Source organism: Pseudomonadota bacterium, from assembly GCA_022361155.1.
Classification (GTDB): domain Bacteria; phylum Myxococcota_A; class Polyangia; order Polyangiales; family JAKSBK01; genus JAKSBK01.
In genome coordinates this window covers 1-18,559 of sequence record JAKSBK010000284.1, presented here as the reverse complement: position 1 = coordinate 18,559, position 18,559 = coordinate 1, and the positions used below count along the sequence as shown (strand labels likewise).

At 68.2% G+C, this 18,559-nt stretch carries 8 protein-coding genes and 1 other RNA gene; 8 read left to right on the top strand and 1 reads right to left on the bottom strand.

Annotation, left to right across the window (positions count from 1 at the left end; translation table 11 throughout):
- Window positions 1-57: 57 nt before the first annotated feature.
- The 7 genes from MJD61_10790 to MJD61_10760 all read left to right on the top strand — a co-directional run bounded on the left by MJD61_10790 (window position 58) and on the right by MJD61_10760 (window position 17,656).
- On the top strand, window positions 58-1,770 hold the full coding sequence (locus MJD61_10790) for a hypothetical protein (GenBank protein ID MCG8555754.1): 1,713 nt from the start codon (window positions 58-60) through the stop codon (window positions 1,768-1,770).
- Window positions 1,767-3,443 (top strand): hypothetical protein, encoded by a 1,677-nt coding sequence (locus MJD61_10785; GenBank protein ID MCG8555753.1) that lies wholly within the window; start codon window positions 1,767-1,769, stop codon window positions 3,441-3,443. The genes MJD61_10790 and MJD61_10785 overlap by 4 nt, the downstream gene beginning before the upstream one ends.
- Before the next feature lie 29 nt (window positions 3,444-3,472).
- Window positions 3,473-4,762, top strand: coding sequence for a hypothetical protein (locus MJD61_10780; GenBank protein MCG8555752.1), 1,290 nt, complete (start codon window positions 3,473-3,475; stop codon window positions 4,760-4,762).
- Window positions 4,763-4,876: 114 nt separating this feature from the next.
- Window positions 4,877-9,637, top strand: coding sequence for a hypothetical protein (locus MJD61_10775; protein ID MCG8555751.1), 4,761 nt, complete (start codon window positions 4,877-4,879; stop codon window positions 9,635-9,637).
- Window positions 9,634-15,324: a hypothetical protein gene (locus MJD61_10770; GenBank protein MCG8555750.1), complete on the top strand. Its 5,691-nt coding sequence runs from the start codon at window positions 9,634-9,636 to the stop codon at window positions 15,322-15,324. The genes MJD61_10775 and MJD61_10770 overlap by 4 nt, the downstream gene beginning before the upstream one ends.
- 4 nt (window positions 15,325-15,328) lie before the next feature.
- Window positions 15,329-15,937 (top strand): nicotinate (nicotinamide) nucleotide adenylyltransferase, encoded by a 609-nt coding sequence (nadD, locus tag MJD61_10765; GenBank protein ID MCG8555749.1) that lies wholly within the window; start codon window positions 15,329-15,331, stop codon window positions 15,935-15,937.
- Between the two features lie 666 nt (window positions 15,938-16,603).
- A complete protein-coding gene (locus tag MJD61_10760; GenBank protein ID MCG8555748.1) occupies window positions 16,604-17,656 on the top strand; it encodes a hypothetical protein in 1,053 nt (350 codons plus the stop codon).
- Here MJD61_10760 and ssrA read toward each other — a convergent pair.
- Window positions 17,617-17,976, bottom strand: a transfer-messenger RNA (tmRNA) gene (gene ssrA, locus MJD61_10755). The genes MJD61_10760 and ssrA overlap by 40 nt on opposite strands.
- Window positions 17,977-18,113: 137 nt before the next feature.
- Here ssrA and MJD61_10750 point away from each other — a divergent pair.
- Window positions 18,114-18,559: hypothetical protein (locus MJD61_10750; GenBank protein MCG8555747.1), on the top strand; the 446-nt coding region annotated here is incomplete at its 3' end.

The following is an 18,559-nucleotide window of genomic DNA, read 5'->3' as shown; positions in this document are numbered from 1 at the left end:
ACTAACACCATGACGATGTCCGCATCCATAGCGCTCCTTCGCAGGGGGAGGGTAGCGGTGGCCTCTGTCGCAGGCTGTGCCCAGCTCGTTGTGGCTGGGCTTGCGGGGGGTTGTGGCGGCGACGATGCGTCCAGAGCGGGCGGCGCCGCCGGGGGGGGTCGCGCAGGATTGGGATTCGGCGGCCGGGCGGGTACCCTTGGTGGCCTGGCCGGTAGGGCTGGCGCAGCTGGCACACCGGGTGGCCCGGCCGGCGCACCCGGCGCCGGCGGGTTTGGCGGCCGAGGCGGCTCCGCGGGTCTTGCTGGCGCTGCCCCAGGCGCCGGAGGAGGCCTCGCCGGCCTGGGAGGAGCGGGTGGCCCAGGGGGCGTCGGAGGCGTGGGGGTCGGGCCTGGCGGTCTCGGCGGGCTCGGGGGCGGCGTGGGCCCGCCGGGACCCGCCGTGCCAAACAACCCCTTTTTGGATCCGGCGCCGGTTGCGCCAAGTGTGCCAGCGCCGCCCCCGGTTACCGGTGGCACGACCCTGGCGCGAGGTCCGGCGGGCGAGACCGCGCAGCCTGCGTCCGTGCTGGCAAATGCGCTGGCGCAAGACGGGCGGCGAGCCATCGCGACCGCGATGCAACCGGGCCGAATCCGTCTCAACAGCTACAGCGTGCACGGTTCGCTCGAGTGGTCCGCACAGCTCCATCTGCTGAGTGCCCCCCCTGAATGCGGGGCCGCCGGGCGCCTGCTGCAGATCGCGGGGCTCGCCTTTGACGCCCAGAGCTCGCAGCTTTTTGTGAGCGGCCGGTTTTGCGGATCGCTGGATACGGGTCCCGGCGGACGCCTCGAGGCCAGCCGGGACTCCGAGGGGTTCGTGCTCGGCTACGACCGCTGGGGAAACCCCATCGGCTCCGAGCTGCTCGCCGGACCCGGAGAGAGTTGGGTCTCCGCACCCAGGGTGATGACCGGCAGCGCGGCTGGACCATCTGGGGCTGCACCAGCCACCGTGGGGCTCGTGGTCACGCACGGCGAGCGGGTTTTCTTCCAGCAGCTCGACATGGGGGCAGCAGGCCCGGCGACCGTGCCGCCTCCGATAGCGCAGCAGCAGCTGCCCACCTGCCCGGGTGGTTGGCCTCAGCTCGTGACAGGCATGTCGGCGGACGGCATGCAGCGGGTGGTCGCCGGGGTGTGCGGGGAGCAGATCCGGCTGCTGCGCCTGGCGGGCGGGCAGGCGCCCTGGGGCCAGACGATCCGGCTGCTCGATTCGCCCGACGAGCGCCAGCAGCCCAGCATTGGCCAGGTGTTGGTGAGCGGCAGCGGGGTCGTGGTGGCCGGGGCCTATCGCTGGCAGCGCCACAGCCCGGGGGGTCGCGCCGTCGACCGGGGCGTGGGCGCGTTCGTGGTAGGGCGGTCGTGGGCAGGGCCGATGGCCGGCTTTGTGGAGCTTTACCCGGGGGATGTCTTCTTGGGGGCCGCGCTGGCTTTTCGGAGCGATCAGGTGGTGGTCGCCGGCTGGTTTCGAGGCGCTGCCCAGATCGGCTCGCACAGCGTGGTCAGCCGCGGCGGAACCGGCGGCCTCGTGGCGGCGCTGTCGCTGCTCGACGCGACTCCGCTCTGGGTCGCGCACCTCGGAGGCATCGGGGATGCCCGTGCAACCGGGCTCGCCCTCGACCCTCTAGGTGGCTTGGTCGTCACGGGTGTGTTTTCCGGGGAGCTGATGCTCCGCAACCAGACGCTCACGAGCCACGGTCAACCTGCCGTGTTCGAGGTCAAGCTGGGGGAGCTGCCGTGAGCGGTGGGTTTGTGCACGATGCTGCCGCACCGGATGGCCGCGCCCGCGGGTTGCTGCTGGTCGTGCTGCTGGCCTGCAGCTGCGATGCCGAGAGCCCACCGGCTGGCAGCGACCCTGGTGCACGTACCACGGCCGGCACCAGTCACGCACCCGGGGCCGGTCCCGGTCACGGCGCCGGGCGCCCGATTGGCACGCCGCCGCAGGGCGGCATGGGTGGGCCTGGCTGGGGTGCAGGCGGCTTTGGGCGCAGCGGCTTTGGCGCGCCTCACGCTGGGACACCCGGCGGCTCTGGCGGCTTTGGCGGGTTTGGCGCTTCGGGTACGTTCGGCGTCACCGTCCCGAACAATCCTTGGATTCCGCCTGCACCTGCGAGCCCGTCCTCGGCGCCGGCAACCGCCCTTCAGCCGCTGCAGGTGGTGCTGGGTGCGGGCATGCCGAGCCCGAGCGAGCTTCACGCGGTCGTACGCTCGCCCACGGCCGATACCATGGTCCTGGCGGGTGCAGTCGATTCCAGAACCGCGTTTCTCGCCCTGGTTGGCGCCACGAACGTGGCGGGCCCGAACAACTGGACTGCTTCCCTGAAGGCCTCCGCGGCTGGCGGTGCCTGCGACGTTTCGGCCCCGTTCGTCGAGATCGCAGGTCTGAGGCTGGATGGGAGCGGGGGGGTCTGGGTGTCGGGTCGCTACTGCGGCATGCTCTCGTTCGGTCAGGGCCGGCACAGCGAGCCCAGTCAAGGGATCGATGGCTTCGTCGTCCAATACGACCCGCACGGTTCGCCCCTATGGGATCATCGGCTGGGCGGCTCCGGGGTCGATTGGATCACGCCTCCGCTGAGTCGCTCGGCCACGGGCGCGTTCGGCTTGCAGGTCATGCTGGCGAACGGAAGCAGTCTGCAGGCTCATACGTTCGGCCCCGACGGTCGCCCGCACCCCCCGCAGCCGCTCGCAGGCTTGCTTGGCTGTTCCGGCAGGGTCACCCAGCTGGACGCGGCCATGTCCGACCTCGGACAGCGTCTCGCCTTGACGGGAGCCTGCGATGGGCAGCCCGTCGTGGTTAGTCTGGCTCGTGACGCCCTCGGATCGAGCCAATGCCAAGTCCCGGACTGCTGGAGAGAGTCGCTGGGACCCGCAAGGCCGGGCGATCACTTCACGACCGCTCGCGACGTCATCGTGATGCACACCGGCGAGCTCGTTGTGGGGGGCCAGTACGATTGGGAGACTGTCAGCGCCAGCGGTGTGACCATCGACCGGAGCCGCGGGGCCTTCGTTGAGTTCTTCAGCAAGGTGGGCAACCGGGTTTGGGGGCGCCGCTATCCCGGTGATGTGGTGGTCAGCGACCTGAGCTGGGGCCCCCGCAACGAGATCGTGCTCGGGGGCTGGTTTCGAGGTGTGCTCGATCTGACACAGGGTGACTTCCCGCGCGCGAGCACCGGAGCGCGTGACGGGTTCGTCGCCTTGCTCGACCCCTGGAACAGCGACCCGACGAGCACCGATCCGCTGCGCGTGGCCTGGGTGCTGGCGGGCAGCGGCAACGCCTGGGACCTGCGCTGCGGCAGCACCGGCCAGGCTCTGATCGTATCGGGCCTGTTCGACACCCGGCTCGAGCTGGGCGCCAAGAGCCTGGTGAGCCATGCCAAGGACCTGTTTTTGGCGCGCTTGGCGCCGCCGCCTTGAGCACTCGCGGAACATAGGCCGGACAGGCAATGCTGCATGAGACGGCTCGCGTGACGACCAAGACTACCTGCAGCCTCGGAGCGCTCGGTCTCCTCTTGGCGTTGGCGCAGGCTGCTCGGGGCCAGGCGCGGCCGCCGCCCCTGCAGGGCGCGACCGAGCCCGATGGCCCGGCGCCCCATGCTCCCGAAGCGGCCCCGGTTTCCCCCGGCCCTGATGCGGAGACACCCCCGGGATCGGGCCAGGCCGCGTCTTCAAAGGCGAATCAGGCCGACGCGAATCGAGCTCCTGGCCAGCCGGCTGTCGGCGTGGCAGCGGCGAGCGCGCGTGCCTGGTTCGACAAAGGCGTGGCGCTGAGCTCCGAGGGGCGCTGGAACGACGCCCTGGCAGCCTTCGAGCGTTCTCGCCGGCTCGTGCCTCGACCAAGCACGCTGTTCAACCTTGCCGTGGTCTACTACCGGCTTGGCAGGTCGCGCGAGACACTGTGGGCCGTCAAGGAGTACCGGCGGCTGACGCCAGGCCACCCCGCCGCGTCCGAGTCTGCTGAGCTTGCGAGGCTTGCCGAGCGGGCGGAGGCCGAAGTCGCCACGCTGCTGCTCACCGTGAGCCCCGAGCACGCCGAGCTGCGGCTGGACGGCGCGCTCCTGCACACCCTGGGTCCCGTGCGCACGCTGGTGCTCGACCCAGGGTTGCATCGTCTCCAGGTCGGGGCCCCAGGATTCGTTCCAAAGCACTTGGAGCTTCCCGTGCTGGCGGGCGAGAAGCTCGCCCGGCGGGTCACGCTCGCGGCTGTGGCCCGGGCTCCCAAACCTCGCGCGGACACGCCGGTGCCGCTTCCCGGCCAGGCCTCGCCCCAGCCAGCCGCGCCTCGACCGTCCGGGCCGTTGCGGGTCGAGGTCGCAGCGTCGGCAGCGCCAACGAACGGGGCAGCGGCCGCAGCGCCGGCCCAGGATCAAACCGACCGTCCCGAGCCGGGTACGTCACCGAAGCGGCTTTGGACCTGGGTCAGCGGGAGCGCCGCCGTCGCCTTTGGAGCCACTGCCGCGGTGGTGTGGCGCGCCGGCCTGGCCAGGGCGCGGGCGCTTGAGCCACGGGCGCCCGACTGTGCCCTCATGCTGCACTGTCCGGGACAGGCGCCGGTTGACCGGTCGCCCTTGTTGCCCTACGAGGTGGTGACCAGCGTCTCGCTGGCGCTGGCCGGGTCCAGCACAGCCGCAGCATTCGTCCTGTATTTCGTAGAAGCGCAGGATTCCCGTGGCGTTGCGCAATCGGCCGGCGTGGAGCTCGGTCTCGGTTCCGCGCAGCTGACGGTGCCTTTCTAATCGGTATAATCAGCACGAACCCCCAAACGCTTCCAATAGATTTCACGACCCCTGTTATAGCCTCAGTCCGCCACCCTGCGGCACGCCGCACGGCCGTGTGTTGGCACAGCAGGTATGTCCTCTCGCCCTCCTCGCCCGTCCCCGCCGCCTCCAACGCTGCCTCCCAAGGTCGTCGCGGAAGTGCAGATGGCTGCGCTGGAGGAAGAACTGGCTCTGAGCTCGCGGCCGCTCAGACAGGCCATCCTCCAGCACGAGATCGGCTCGCTGCTCGAGCACCGCCTCGACGATGTGAACGCCGCCGAGCTGCGCTACCGGGCCGCGCTCGACTTGTGCCGAACGTTCCGTCCACCCTTGTATGCGCTGATGCGTCTGTGTTCCACCCGCGGGCAAGACGCGCAGCTTGCGGAGCTGCACCAGCTGGAGCTCGATTTCGCGTCAAACGATTCCGATCGGGCGCTGGCGTTGGTCAACCGCGGCTGCCTGGTGGATGCCGCGCTCGGCGATCCGCACAACGCAGCGGAATTGTTCGAGCAGGCATTGCAGCTCGACCCGCGTTGTCACAGTGCGGCATTGATGCTCGAGTGGCATCACCGCAGAGCGGGGCAGCAGGCTCGCGCCGAGCGCGTCGTGATCCAGCGTGCGGAGCTCGCGAGCGATCCAGCCCTTCGCGCGGAGCTAGCGCTCGAAGCGGCAGAGACCCATCTACGGGATGGCGACCTGACGGCGGCCCTGACGCTGCTGCGGCGGGCGGCGAAACATGGGGACCCCTGGTCGTGTCTCGAGCGGATGGAGCGGATAGCGCGTGCTCACGGAGACCACGCTTGCGTCGTCGAGTCGCTCGAGCGCCGCGCGAGCTTGGCGTCCGACGCGGCCCGGCGCCGCGGACACCATCGCAACGGCTTTTGCCACTACCGCGACCTCGCACCCCCCCAACGCTTGGCGGCGGCGTTGTGGCGCGAAGCAGCACGCTACCGATTGCGTCACAGCCAAGACCTGCCGGGCACGCTCGCGAACTACGAGGCCGCGGTCGCGCTGGCACCGGACGATGCTCTCTTGCGTCTCGAGCGGTTGCGGGTCTACGGCCTGGCAGACAACCTGCAGGCTGCAGGTACGGACGCAGCCGAGCTGTTGAGTCGGGGCGCGAGCGGACCGCAGGCGGCTGCGCTTCAGCTGCGAGTGGCCGATTTCGCGAAACTGCTTGGCGACCGAAAGGGCGCGTACGCCGCCCTGCGTCAGGGCGTCGCCCAAGCGCCAGATAGCGTTGCTGCCTGGGCAGTGCTGGAAGAAACCCAGCTGCGTACCGGGCAGTACCGCGATCTCGTAGACGACCTAGGCGCGCGTGCCCGCGACACTCAGGGCGAAGCGCGTGCCTACTTGAGCTGGCGCGCGGGTCAGCTCGCCGTCGATCGCCTTTCGCACATCGAGCAAGCGCGGCCGCTGCTCGAAACCGCCGTGGCTCTTTCGCCGCACAAGGCGCGCATTTTGCGTGAGCTCTACGGCGCGGCGCTGCGACTCAACGATCACGAGGCAACCCGAGATGCGGCCGCTGCGCTTTGCGAGCTGCCACTCGAAGACAGCGAGATCAGCGCCCTCATGCGCGAGCGCTATCAGCTGCTGTCGGGCCAGTTCCAGGACGAGGAGGCAGCCCTTGGTGTTCTGCGCGAGGCGCTCGATCGCCCGGCGTGCCGGGATTGGGCTCCGCATGCAGCTTGCTTGGTGGCGGCGCTGCGGCGCGATCATGAGCTGCTGGGTCGCGCGCATCAGACGCTAGCGAAGCTGGCGCGCGCGGCCGAAGCCAAGGCCGCGCACCTGTGCGCTGCCGCGCGAGCGCAGGTACAGGGGGGTGATCGCGCAGCAGCGTTGCAGTGCTTGCAGCTGGCGCTGAAGCGATCGCCCAACCACGCGTACGCGAGCGCCTTGCTCGAGGAACTGTATCTCTCCGCCGGGGAGACGGAACGGGCCGTTCGCTTGCTCAAGAGCAAGCACGATGGGCGCGCCGAGGTGCTGGGCACCGAGGTCTCGCTGCTCACGGCCGGCAGGGAAGCGGAGGCGGCAGACGACGTCTCGACCGCGATGCAGAGCTATCGCTACGCCATCGGAAGCGACGCCGGAAGCCTGGCACCGTTGTGGGCGCTCGGGTTGCTCGGGGAGCGGCTCGGCAGCCGCGAGCTCACCGCCGAGGCGCTGCACGGACTGGTGCAACGCGATCGCGCCGCGGACCGACCCTCGATCGCGGCGCTCGAGCTGGGCGAGCATCTCGCAGAAACAGGCGAGCAGCCGGAGCGCACCGCCAATCTGCTGGTGGAGGCGCTCGATGCGCCGGAGGCCCGCACGGCTGCGGCCCTCACGCTGTTGATGCTGAACCGCCACGGCGCCGACGACAGAATCCGTAGAGCGTTCTCGGTTCTGCAGTCGGGCAGCAGTCCGAGCTGGAACCTGAGCTTGCTGCGCGAGCAAGCGGCGCGCTGCATTCACGAGCGCAGCGCAGGCGAGGAGGCCTGGCAGATCATTCAGGACGTGCTCGCACAGCAACCCCGCGATCGCTGGGCTCGCATGGCTGCGATTCGGACGGCACCGGACGCGGAGTCGAGGGCGGACGCTTTCGGCTCCTTCGCCGCCACGGTCGACGACAGGTCGATCGCGGAGCAGCTGTCGCTGCACGGGCTTCGCGCCAGGGCCATCGCGCTGCGCGGACAATCGAATGACGACATGGTCATGGAGGCGCTTGCGATGGCGGCCAAGCAACCGAGCTCGCTAGCCGCCTCGATCGCGGTGGACGAGCTGCTCGACGAGGACGACGATCCGGCTGCTCGTGCCGCGGCGTTGGCGTGCCGCATCGATCACAGCGCGCTTGCGTTTCGTCCTGCGCTTCAGTCGGCTCGAGCACGGGCGCTGCTAGCTGCCGGAAGTCACGCCGAGGCGGCTGCAGTGCTGCGCGAGCTGTTGGAGCGAGACCCGGAGGACATGGCCGCGTGGGACAGCCTGCGTGTTGCAGCGCGCGCGCTAGGCGATTGGCCGGCGGTCGTGCACAGCTGCGACACGCTTGCGGCCCGCTGCGAAGGTGAGTTCCGCGCGATGTTGCTGGAGGAAGCGGCCATCGTGCTCATCGACGAGCTCAAGAATCTGCCGGAGGGTGAGCGCCGCTTGCGCGAGGCGCTGCAGGTCGAGCCATCGCGCCGCATCGCCTACCACCGGCTCTACGCGGTCGTTGCCGAGCGCGCCGACACCTCTGGGCTGCGTATGCTGCTCGAGGATCGCATTGCCGCTATCGAGGATCCGGGTGAGCTCAGCGGCCTGTTCTTCAGGCAGGCCCAGTTGCTGCGCGCGCTCGGTGAGCGAAGACGCTCGCTCGAAGCACTCGAGAATCTCCTCATGCTCGATGGCAACCACGCCGCAGGGTTGAGCTTGCTGGCGGAGGTGCACACATCGCTCGAGCAGTGGCCCGAGGCCGTGGATGCGCTGCGTGCATTGGCTGCAGCCAAGGTGCCGCCCCGGCAGCGCAAGCTGGCGCTGTTGGGCGCTGCGGAGTTTCTCGACAAGAAGCTGAACGATCCGGACGCTGCATTGCAGGAGTTTCTGGTTCTCGTCAGGGCGGAGCCCGGCGATGCCTCGCTGCACGAGCGCATGGCGGATCTGGCGATGCGCGCCGAGAACTCGGATTCCGCGGCACACGTATTGTGCCGCGTGGCCGAAGGACGCAAGGGCGAGGAACGAGCAGGGATCGAGCGCCGTGCCGCTGCCGTCTTTCTCAAGGCGGGCGATGCCACACGCGCGGCACAGCGCTACCGGCGTGCATTGGACGCATTCCCTGCTGATGCCGAGGCGTGTGCGGGGTTGCGCGAGCTCACCGACAATCCGGTCGATGTGGCCCGGCTGTTGTCGGCATTCGAACGAGGTGTACGTGTCGAGCTTCACCGGCGGCCGACCGACCCAGCGGTGTTGAGGAAGCTGCGCCTGGCCGCTGTCTGGGAAGAATCCAAAGACCTGGAACTGCGTGTCCTGGCTGCCCTGAACGCCTTGGGAGCGGCGTCCAATCAGGAGAGCGAGCGTTACCAGGCCTTGTTTCAGATCACGCCCCGCGCGCCACGTGGGGTCCTTCGCAGCAGTGCGTTCGAAAAGCTGCGTGTGCCCGCGCCTACCGAGCTGGCCAAGGTAGGAAGGCTGGCCTGTGCAGCGCTTCTCGTGGCCGAGCGCCCCAGTCTAAGAACCTTCGGGGTCGATGACTCGGACGAGCTCGACCCCGAGGCCAGTCATCGCCTGCGCGACGCGCTCCTTCCCTACGCACGTGTTTTCGGAGCTCACAACGCGCACTGGTACGTTGGCGGCGATCAGCCGCGGCTTCTGGCGGCGCTTCAGCGCCCGCGGCAGCGACCGGTCTGGTTGCTCGGTTCCGAGCTGGACACACCGCTGACCACGGCCGAGTTGTTCACGGCAGGAAAGCTCGCCTTTGCGCTGCACGACCACGTGCTGCCGCTGGTGCAGCGTTCGCCTGAGCAGGCGGCAACAGTGATCTTGGCCGCCTGCGCAGCCGCCGGCGCGCGGCTGCCCAGCCGTCCCGGGCGACCGGATCTACTCGGCCTGAAGTCCTTGCTTCGGCGTGCAATGCCGCGCGACCTCGCGCGGGAGCTGGCTTCAGCGGCCGCAGCCGCGGGGCTTCACGACGCCGATGTAGAGGGCTATTGCCTGGGCCTGCACAAGAGCTCGGTGCGGGCGGGGCTGCTGGCATGCGGCGATCTCTCGCTCGCGCTCGCGTCCATCCTGGAGGATTTCGAGCGCGCCGATGTGGAGAGTTCCGACCAGGCCCGAGACGTGACGCTGTTTTGGCTTTCGACGGAAATGCATGCGCTCAGGCGCCATCTCGAGCTGGCCAAATGAGCGGAGAACCAGACGACGCGCGCGCCACGCATCGGCCGCCTGCGGGTGACCTCGAGCAGCACGGGCACGAGCAGGAGCAGCGAGAGCAACGCGACACTGCGCGTGCTCCCAGGAACGCGAAGCCTCCACAGCGCGAGCCAACGCCCGATGACAGCGGCGACCTCACCATGCCGCCGCCGCCCGGTCTGATGCCGCAGACCGGAGAGCGTGCCGAGCGTCCGACGCTGCCTGCTCCGAGTCTCGACCGCGATGTGCTCGAGGCGCTGCTGGCAGGCAAGGAAGCTGCGCTGCGCAGCTCGCAGCCGACGACAGAGCCTGCCCAGCCTGAGCTCGAGCCTGCGCTCGAGGGCGACAGCGGGTTGCTCGAATCACTCGAACCAGGAGGGTCGGAGTCGAGCACACCACCATTGATCGAAGACGAGTCGCTCGCGCAAGGGCTCGTGGATGCAAATCTGGACTCGCTGCTGGAGCGTCTTCGCCCCACGCCGAAAGCCGTCACGGGGGAGCAGGCCGCGACCGGCGAGGGCCGGGACGTCGACGAGCCCGAGCTGAAGATCGCACCCCTCGACGATCCGGAACTGCTCGCGGAGCTCGAGGCACTCGAAAGCGAGAGCTGGCACAGCGAGCTGCAAGCGGAGCACAGCGGCGCAGCACGCTCGTCCACGGCAGATGAAGCTCTGTCCGAGCTCGAGCTGGGTGAGGCAATCATCGCGCATCTAACGCCCGCCGAGCCCGGTCCACCTGGCTCCCCTGCGCCGACGTCCGTGGCGGGGCTAGATGGCGGCGCCGGGACCGCTGGAGTGGACACGGCGGTTGGCGTGGACACGGCGGTTGGCGTGGACCCAGCCGTTGGAGTGGACTCAGCGGTTCGAGTCGATGCGGCGGTTAGGGTCGATACGGCGGTTGGGGTCGATACGGCGGTTGGGGTCGATACGGCGGTTGGGGTCGATACGGCGGCTCGAGTGGACACCGGAGCCGAAGCCGCGCTGCGGGCGGTCTTGCGACCGGACATGCCGGACGAGCAGCTCAAGCTGGTTGGCAACGATCGGGCCAGCGAGCGCGCGCGCGTGGATCTGCTGCAGCACCTGGCGGAGCGCTGCACCGGCAAGGCCAGAGCGCATTTGCTCGTGGCCGGGGCGGAGCTCGGGCGTCAAAGCGGCGACAACGAGGTGGCTGGGGAGCTGCTGGGGTCCGCGCTCGATGTGGACCGAAGCAATCTGGTAGCCCTTCGTGCTTCCCGGCGAGACGCAGTTGCTGCAGGCGAGTGGACCCGGGTGCTGGAGCTGCTCAGCCAGGAGGTCGAGCTTCCGCTGCCCGCTGCCGAGCGCGCCCACACGCTGACGCTGCTGGCGGAGGTCCACATTCACATATCGCGCGCTCTTAGCGAGGCCGAGCAGGCTGCTGCGGCCGCGGTCGAGCTCGACCCGAATTGCGCTGCAGCCTGTCTCCTGCTCACCGAGATCAGCCTGGCTCAAGATCGACCCCTGGCGGCCGCGGATGCCCTCGAGATTGCTGCGCGTGCGTGCAGCGACAAGAGCACTGCCTTCGCCTTTTTCGTAGAGGCCGGTCGCCTCCAGGAGCGAGCGAACCGACGATCGAAAGCCTGCGAGCTTTTCGGGAGCGCTGCCAAGGCGGACGACCAAGCATTCGAGGCGCTCTTGCATGCTGCGAGCTCTGCGCGAGCGGCGGGGCGCACGGGCCAGGCGCGCGATGCCCTCGCGCAAGCGGCGAGGTCGGTCGAGTCGAAGCTGCTCGAGGAGGCGCTTCAGCGTCTCGCCGCTCGCTGGGAGAGCGCGAACGACCCGAAAGCCGCGCTTGAACGCATGCGTGGCTTTCAGGGCCGGCTCGCGTCCCGCCTTTGCGCGCGTCTAGCACGCCGAGCCGGGGACGAACGGGGCCAACTTGCGGCGCTGCTTCGGTGGTCCGAGGCTGCCGAGACCACGGAACGAGCGCTTGCGTTCACCCAGCAGGCAGCGCTTCATGTGCGCGCCGAGCGTTGGCGTCAGGCAAGGGAGTCGCTCGAACTGGCGGCCGATGCCGACCCACAGCTTTCGAGCATCCTGGTAGTGCAGCGCACGTTGGCGAGCGCTTCGGGAGACGCACGCGGTTTGGCCGAAGCGCTTGCCCAGCTTCCGGGCTCCGGCTCCGACGGTCCTCTTGCGAGTGCCGCCAGGCTTGCCTTGCAGCCAGGAGGGATAGCCAAGGAGCGCCAGATGCTGGCCAAGGCCATGGTGGAGGGCGGGCCGCCTGTGGCTCAGGTGCTGTCCGTCGACCTGGCGGCCGAAGCGGGCGATACGGACCTGGTGCACACCGCGCTGCGCAGGAATGCGACGCGCGCACGGGTGGAGGATCGTCTGGGTAGTCAGCTCGCGCTGCTCGATTTCGTGGCCGGCGGACAACGCGACGAGCAAGCGCTGGCCATCCTCAAAGTGGCGCATGACCTGGCGCCCGGCTCACCCACCGTGCTTCGCCATATGATGCGCATGACCGACGTCGAGTCGGAGCTTGCCGATCTGTGGCTTGAGGAAGCGGGCGCAGCGTCCGGTGAGCACGCTGCTTTCGCGGTCACCATGGCGGCGAGGCACATGCGGGAGTCCGGCGACGGCCCGTTGCGCCAGTATTTGCGAGCGCTGGAGATCGTCCCTGGCTACGAGCCGGCAGCGTGGGCTGTGGATTCGCTTGCGCGTGGCCCGCGCGCTCAGGTGTTGCTTCCAGACGTGCTGCGAGCATTGGCACAAGGGGCTCCCGATGCGCGAACCAAGGCGCTGCCGCTGGTGCGTGCTGCGCGAGCCAGCAGTTCGGAGGCCGCCGCCGAGCTGCTTCGCGCGGCGCTGGCGTTGTGTCCCTCGGATGCCGTCTTGATCGAGGTGCTTGCGGGTTGCTCGCGGCTCGAGGACAGCGAGCTGGCCAGCCATTTCGAGGCCCTGGCCGAGCAAGGAGGCGACGAGGTTGCTCAGGCCAGCCGCATCTGCGCAGCAGCGGCATACGAAGATGCTGGGAAACGCGAGCAGGCTGGAGAGTTGTACCGCCAGGCGTTCGAACGAGGCGGCGAGGCGTTGCGGGTCCACGCCTTGCTCGCGCTCGACCGCAGCGAGTTGCTGGCGGACAAGCACGCCAATGTCCTCGAGCGACTCCACGCCGCGCATGCATCGGCCGCCGACCCAGACGCGAAGAAGGCGGTGCTTCTGCGCATGGCCGCTTTCGTGGCCCACGAACGGAGAGGGGATACGGATGCGGTGGCGCGTTTGGAGCAGTTGATGCAGGCAGCCCCGGACCAGATTCCTGTCCTTCGCGCACTCGAGAGGCGTCGCATGAGCCAGGGCGAGGAGGCCGGCCTGCTTGCGATCGAGCGGATCATGTTGACGGCGGTGCACGCCCCCCCGGACGCTGCCGCGCAGCTGCGCTTGGCACTGCGGTTGGGATCGGAGCTGCGGTTGGGATCGGAGCTGCGGCACTCACCGAACGAACAATCCGAGTCCTTGCAAGAGGCCTACGAGCTGCTGTCGCAGGCTCCACGCACGGCCCTGACCGATCTGTGGCTAATTCACCGGCTCGAGGGGGCGGCCCGCAGCAGGGGAGATACAGCCGCGTTGACGCGCGCGCTTCGCCTCGGGCTCGACGTTTTCTCGCTACCCGAAGAACGCACCTCGCAGGCGCTGCGTCTCGCCGAGGTTTTGCAGGACGGAGCCGCGGAGGAGGCTGCTGCGTTGGTTGAGCGCGCGCTGGCGAGATCACCGCAACACCCTGCGGCCGCCGAAGAGCTTGCTCGTTTATGGTTGCTCGCCGGTCGAACGGGAAAGGCCGCAGCGGCCTTCAGCCGGGCGGCTTCCGGATGTGACTCGAAGCAGCATGCTCGAACGCTCCTGTATCGTGCCGGCGTGCTCTGGCAGGAAAGGGGGCAGGACTCCGAGGCCGCATTGCAGGCGTTCCTGCAGGTGTGCGCCGACGATCCTCTATACCGCGACGTTTTCGATCGGGCCAAGGCGCTGCTCGAGCGCAAGCGAGACTACGGGGAGCTTGCAAAGCTCTACGAGCGACGGCTGCGCCAGGGGGGCGAGCCCATGTTGCTTGCGCAGCTTCACACCGAGCTGGCCCAGCTATGGGGCAAAGCCGGGGACAGCGGCCGTGCCAAAGCCGCCCTCGGTGACGCGATAACGCTGGAGCCGGATGGACTGGCGGCGCGGCGAGCGCTCTGCGCCCTGCTGCTGGAGGAGCACGACTGGGTTTCCGCCGCGGATGCACTGATTCGGCTCGCGCGTTTGACCAAGGACCGCGACGAGCTGCTCAGGGCGTTCAAGAAGCTGGGCGAGATCTACAGCGATCACCTCCCGGATCCCGTGCGCGCCGAGATGGCGTACACGCGAGCGATCCAACTGGCTCCCGACGATGTCGACTCGGTCCAGCGCTTGGAGTCCCTGTATCGTCGCTACGGAGTGGCCGACAAGGCCGTGGCCGCCCAGCGCCGGTTGATCAAATTGGATGGGGACGAGGTCTCACGCCGCGGTCGCTACCTCACACTCGCTACCACGCTCGAAGAGATCGGCAGAATACGGGAAGCGGAAGAGGCCCTGCGGCAGGCCCAGCGCCACTGGCCAACCGACTACCGCATCGTGTGTGCTTTGGCGGAGCACTTCGAACGGCACGAATCGCAGGAAGCGCTGGCTGTTCACTTGGATCGCTCCGTTCACCTGTACACGGAGGCACTCGCGACCAGACCAACGGAAGTCGTGCTGTGGGACGGGCTTACCCGCATTCTCGCGCGCCGCCAGCGTTCCGAGGCAGCGCGCTGCGTGGCGGCGGCCGCGGCCGCGATCAGCGTCAGCAACGCGGCGTTGGCCAAGCTGGTCGACAGGCGGGGCTCGGCCGGCGCAGCGGAGCGACCAAACGTCGTCGCGGGCCTGGACGAGCTACTGGCTCCACGGGAGCTTCCCGCCGCGGTGCGCTCCGTTTTCGATCTCGCCGGGCCGCTGCTGGAGCGCCTTGTGCCGACGAATCCAGAGCACCTCGGTGCCTACGCGGTCACTGCGGACGAGCATCCACTGGGGCCCATGGTGAAACAGGTCGCGCAGTGGTACGGGTTGCGCGATTTTGCAGTCTATTCTTCGCGAGCCCCCGGGCTCACATGCCAGCCGTTCGGGGCCGCACATGCAGCCATCGTGGTCGGGCAAGGCCTGCTGCATGGAGGCGCCGGCGCCGCTGAACAACGTTTCCTGATCGCGCGTGCCCTCAAGCTTGCCGCGAGCGGCATGGCCTATCTGGTACACACAGACTCGCTGCGGCTGGAGAAGGCGCTTCGGGATCTGCTCGAGCACTTCGTTCCGAGATTCCGATCCGGTGCCGGCTGCGCAGCCTTGAACAAGGCGCTCGAGACCAGCATGTCAGCCGAGACCTGCGAAGCGCTCGCCGCCGATCTCGGTCGACTGCTCGACGCCGGGTTCGACCCGGAGCGCCTGAGCGCCGCGGCTTGGCGCTTGGCGGATCGCTCCGCGCTTGCCATGACAGGCGACTGCCGGGCTGGCTTGGCGGCGCTGTTGAGGCTCCATTCCCGCTCACTTTCCCCGAGGGCAAGCGAATGCGTGAGGGCTGTCAGGGCCGTGCCCGAGGCGGCGGATCTGCTCGCTTTTGCCGTGTCACCGCCCTATCTGCAGGTGCGAGAGCAGGCGCAGCGTCGTTCCGAAGCGGATTGATGGTTTGGCCCGGTCGAAAGCACTCGTAGGCCTGCTGGGAGGCAGCTTCGATCCGCCCCACCTGGGCCATACGCTGCTGGCGGCCTACGCTCTCGGTGCGCACCCCCTAGAGCAGCTGCTCGTCATCCCCGCCCACAAGCATGCGGATGCCAAGCCCCTCGTCCCCTTCGAGCATCGCCTGCGCATGTGCGAGCTCGCCATGCAGGACCTTCGCCGCGTGCACGTGAGCAGCATCGAACAAGAGCTCGGGGGCGTCAGTCGCACCTTGCTGACCGTGACCGAGCTTCAGCTCCGCTACCCCGAAGCGTCGTTCGCCCTCGTGGTCGGCTCCGACTTGGAGAGCGAGCTTCCGACTTGGTATCGCTACAGCGAGCTCGAGGCGCTGGTCACAACCATCTCGGTGGGTCGTGCGGCGGCTGGCATGGATCGCGGGTTGCAGGGATCGAGAGCATCGAGGGGATCGAGCTCGTGCTCGACCGTCACCCTGCCGGCCATAAGCTCGAGCGACATCCGCGCCCGCCTTGGCAAGCGCCAACCCACGAGCGGCCTGCTGTCGCACTCGGTCGCGGCCTACATCGAGCAACACGGTCTCTATCGCAGGCCCCAGGGCTGACTACGAGGCAGTTCAGCGCCGACTCGACATGCCCCGGCATGTCCTGCCGGCCGATCGCACGGACCTGCTTACCTTACCAGCCCCAGAAGCGGCGCGGTTTGAGATCCTAAGCCGCCGTCTCTGTCGGAGGCAGAGGCACTGGCAGGGGCCCCGATAGCCGCATCGCGGGGACCACGGGCACCTCGTCTCGTGGCAGGGCGGGCACGCGCTCGGGTACGGCCACGGGCCGTGTGGCCACTGGCGGCCCTTGACCGACCAGGATCGGCTGTCGCGCCACGCGACGTAGCGGCAAGTGTGGCGGGTTTGCGAGTGTGAGTCACCGCTTACGCGGGACTGCGCGGTCCGTGCCCGTCCCTTGCCACGTCGCTAGCATGATACCAGGCTGGCATGATACTGTAGTACGTGGCTTTCACTATCCAGCGTGTGCAACCCTCGGCGTTCCTCGCGCTGTCGGGTCTGCCCCTACGCGAGCGTGGGGGCGCATCATGGCCACCTCGAGCCGGAGCAAGCCTACCGGTTGCCGCGGAGTCTTGTTCCCCGAGTCGCCTGTCGGAAAGGCGCTTGCGAGGCCGGTGACCGATGCGGGCTAAAGGAACCGTGTGGCTTGGCCGTGGATAGTAAGTTCTGATGTTGGCGCAGCGAGCGCGTGGAAGAGCAGCGGTTGCGTTGTCAGCCGTCTTATACTTGACGTTGGTGAGGGCAGTGCAGGCCCAGCTTCCGGCGCGGCCAGGCTGCGTGTCCTCGAAGCTCCACGCACAAGTTCAGTGCGGTCGGCCAGGGATCGAACCCCCCGGGCTCGGTCCATCGTTCTCACGGGACGCCGATGGGGACGGTCTCGCCGATGCGGTGGAGGCATGTTTGCTGCGAGCGAGCACTCCCGTGCTCAAATTCGATCCGGCTGAAGGCTGCCCCGACCATTCGGGGATCGCGGCCCGTATTGCCTTTAGCCCCGACGCCGGTGTGGCCACCGCGCTCGGTGTCTTTCTTTTTCACACCGACTGTGGGGATCTGCTCGGATACTCCGCGCACCACGGCGATTCGGAGAACTTTGCGCTGAGGTGGCGCTACTGCGGAGGTGGTCGCTGGTCAGCGGACAAGCTCTGGATGGCTGCCCACTCGGGTCAGCCTACCGACAGCAGCAGCGTCGTGGATGTAAGGAGGCTGCCGATTACGCTGCACGTTGCGGAGAACAAGCACGGACTGTACCCCAGCGTGTGGAAGTGCGACCTCGGCGGCTTCTGCGTAGGTGGCTTCAAGACACCCTGGGCTTGCAGCGATCACTGCGGACACGTTCTGCTGCCGCGTTGGAGTTACCCCGAGATGTACAACGTTGGAGAGCGCGGGCGTCGACTCGTCGACGATCTCTCGGGTGCTCCATGGAGGCTGCCGTTCGAGCGCGTGTTTACCGAGATGGATTTCTGCGGAGGCAGGCTGATACCTGCGCAGCGGGGAGACGCCAGCAAAGGCGAAGCGGCCGAGAGCGTTGACCGCTGCAGTGTCAAGTGCGCGGACTCGCTGTACTCGAAGCTCGCGTTTGGCCCGCCAGGCGACCACTGCGAGGTCGTGTCGAGCACGCGGAACCCACAGAGGCCATTTGCAGACCGGGCTGTTACGCGAACCAAGCTCGCAGACAGGCGCGTGCCCACTGGCCGCGAGCGCGCGCTTGCGCGCGCTCGCGGTAGTGGAGGCGGGGGGAGTCGAACCCCCGTCCGCAAGTGATCCACGATGGCTTCTACGCGCGTAGTCCGTGTATTACGATCGTGGCGAGTTGCGCCCACGGACAGGCTCGCATCGCCACTAGCGACCCTTTGATTCGCCGACCTACCGGGTCACGCGAAGGTAGGCTAGCCAGTTCGATTACGCCTCCGCGCCAGCACTGGCGGGCTGATCGCTTCGACGGCTCCCTTGGCTTTATTTAGGCCGCGAGAGCAAGGCCGTTATCGTTGGCAGTTGTGTTTCCCCGAGTTTTTTGCGTCGTCTCAGGGCCGACGTGCACGCCACCAGCGCTTCTTCACCTCCGTCGAAACCGTAACGCCCCCATTGCGGACCGCTTTTTCGAGCGATCCCAAGTACACACTATAGTTGCAGCATCCGGCCGCCGCAACCCGACCGACCTGACCGCTCCGGACAAACTTTCCTTGGCATGGTCGCGGGGTTTCCACTAAGAATGGCCGAGGTGACCCAGCGGTTCGATGGACTGAAGAAGCGTGACCTCGCTCGCGCCATGTTGCTACGCGGGAGCGTGCTGGTTCATCTGGACCCTCGCCTCGACGGGGTAATCATACCTCCCTGGCTAGCGTGCCAGGCGCAATTGGTGCTGCACATCGGTCTGGACCTTCCGGTGCCTATTCAGGATCTGCGGGTGGATGACGACGGCATTTACGGAACGCTTTCGTTCAATCGCGCGCCGTTTCGGTGCGTAGCGCCCTGGAAGGCGGTGTTTGCGCTCGCCGGTGAGGATGGTCGCGGTATGGTGTGGACTGATGACGTGCCGCCGGAGATCGCAGCCGAGATCCAAAGACAGACGCGAGGGCTCACACCCGAGCTGGAAAGCCGTTTCGGCAAGAGGCCAAGGCATGCGGGTAGTTCCGACGCACCGCGGTCGGACGGCTTGGCGGGCAC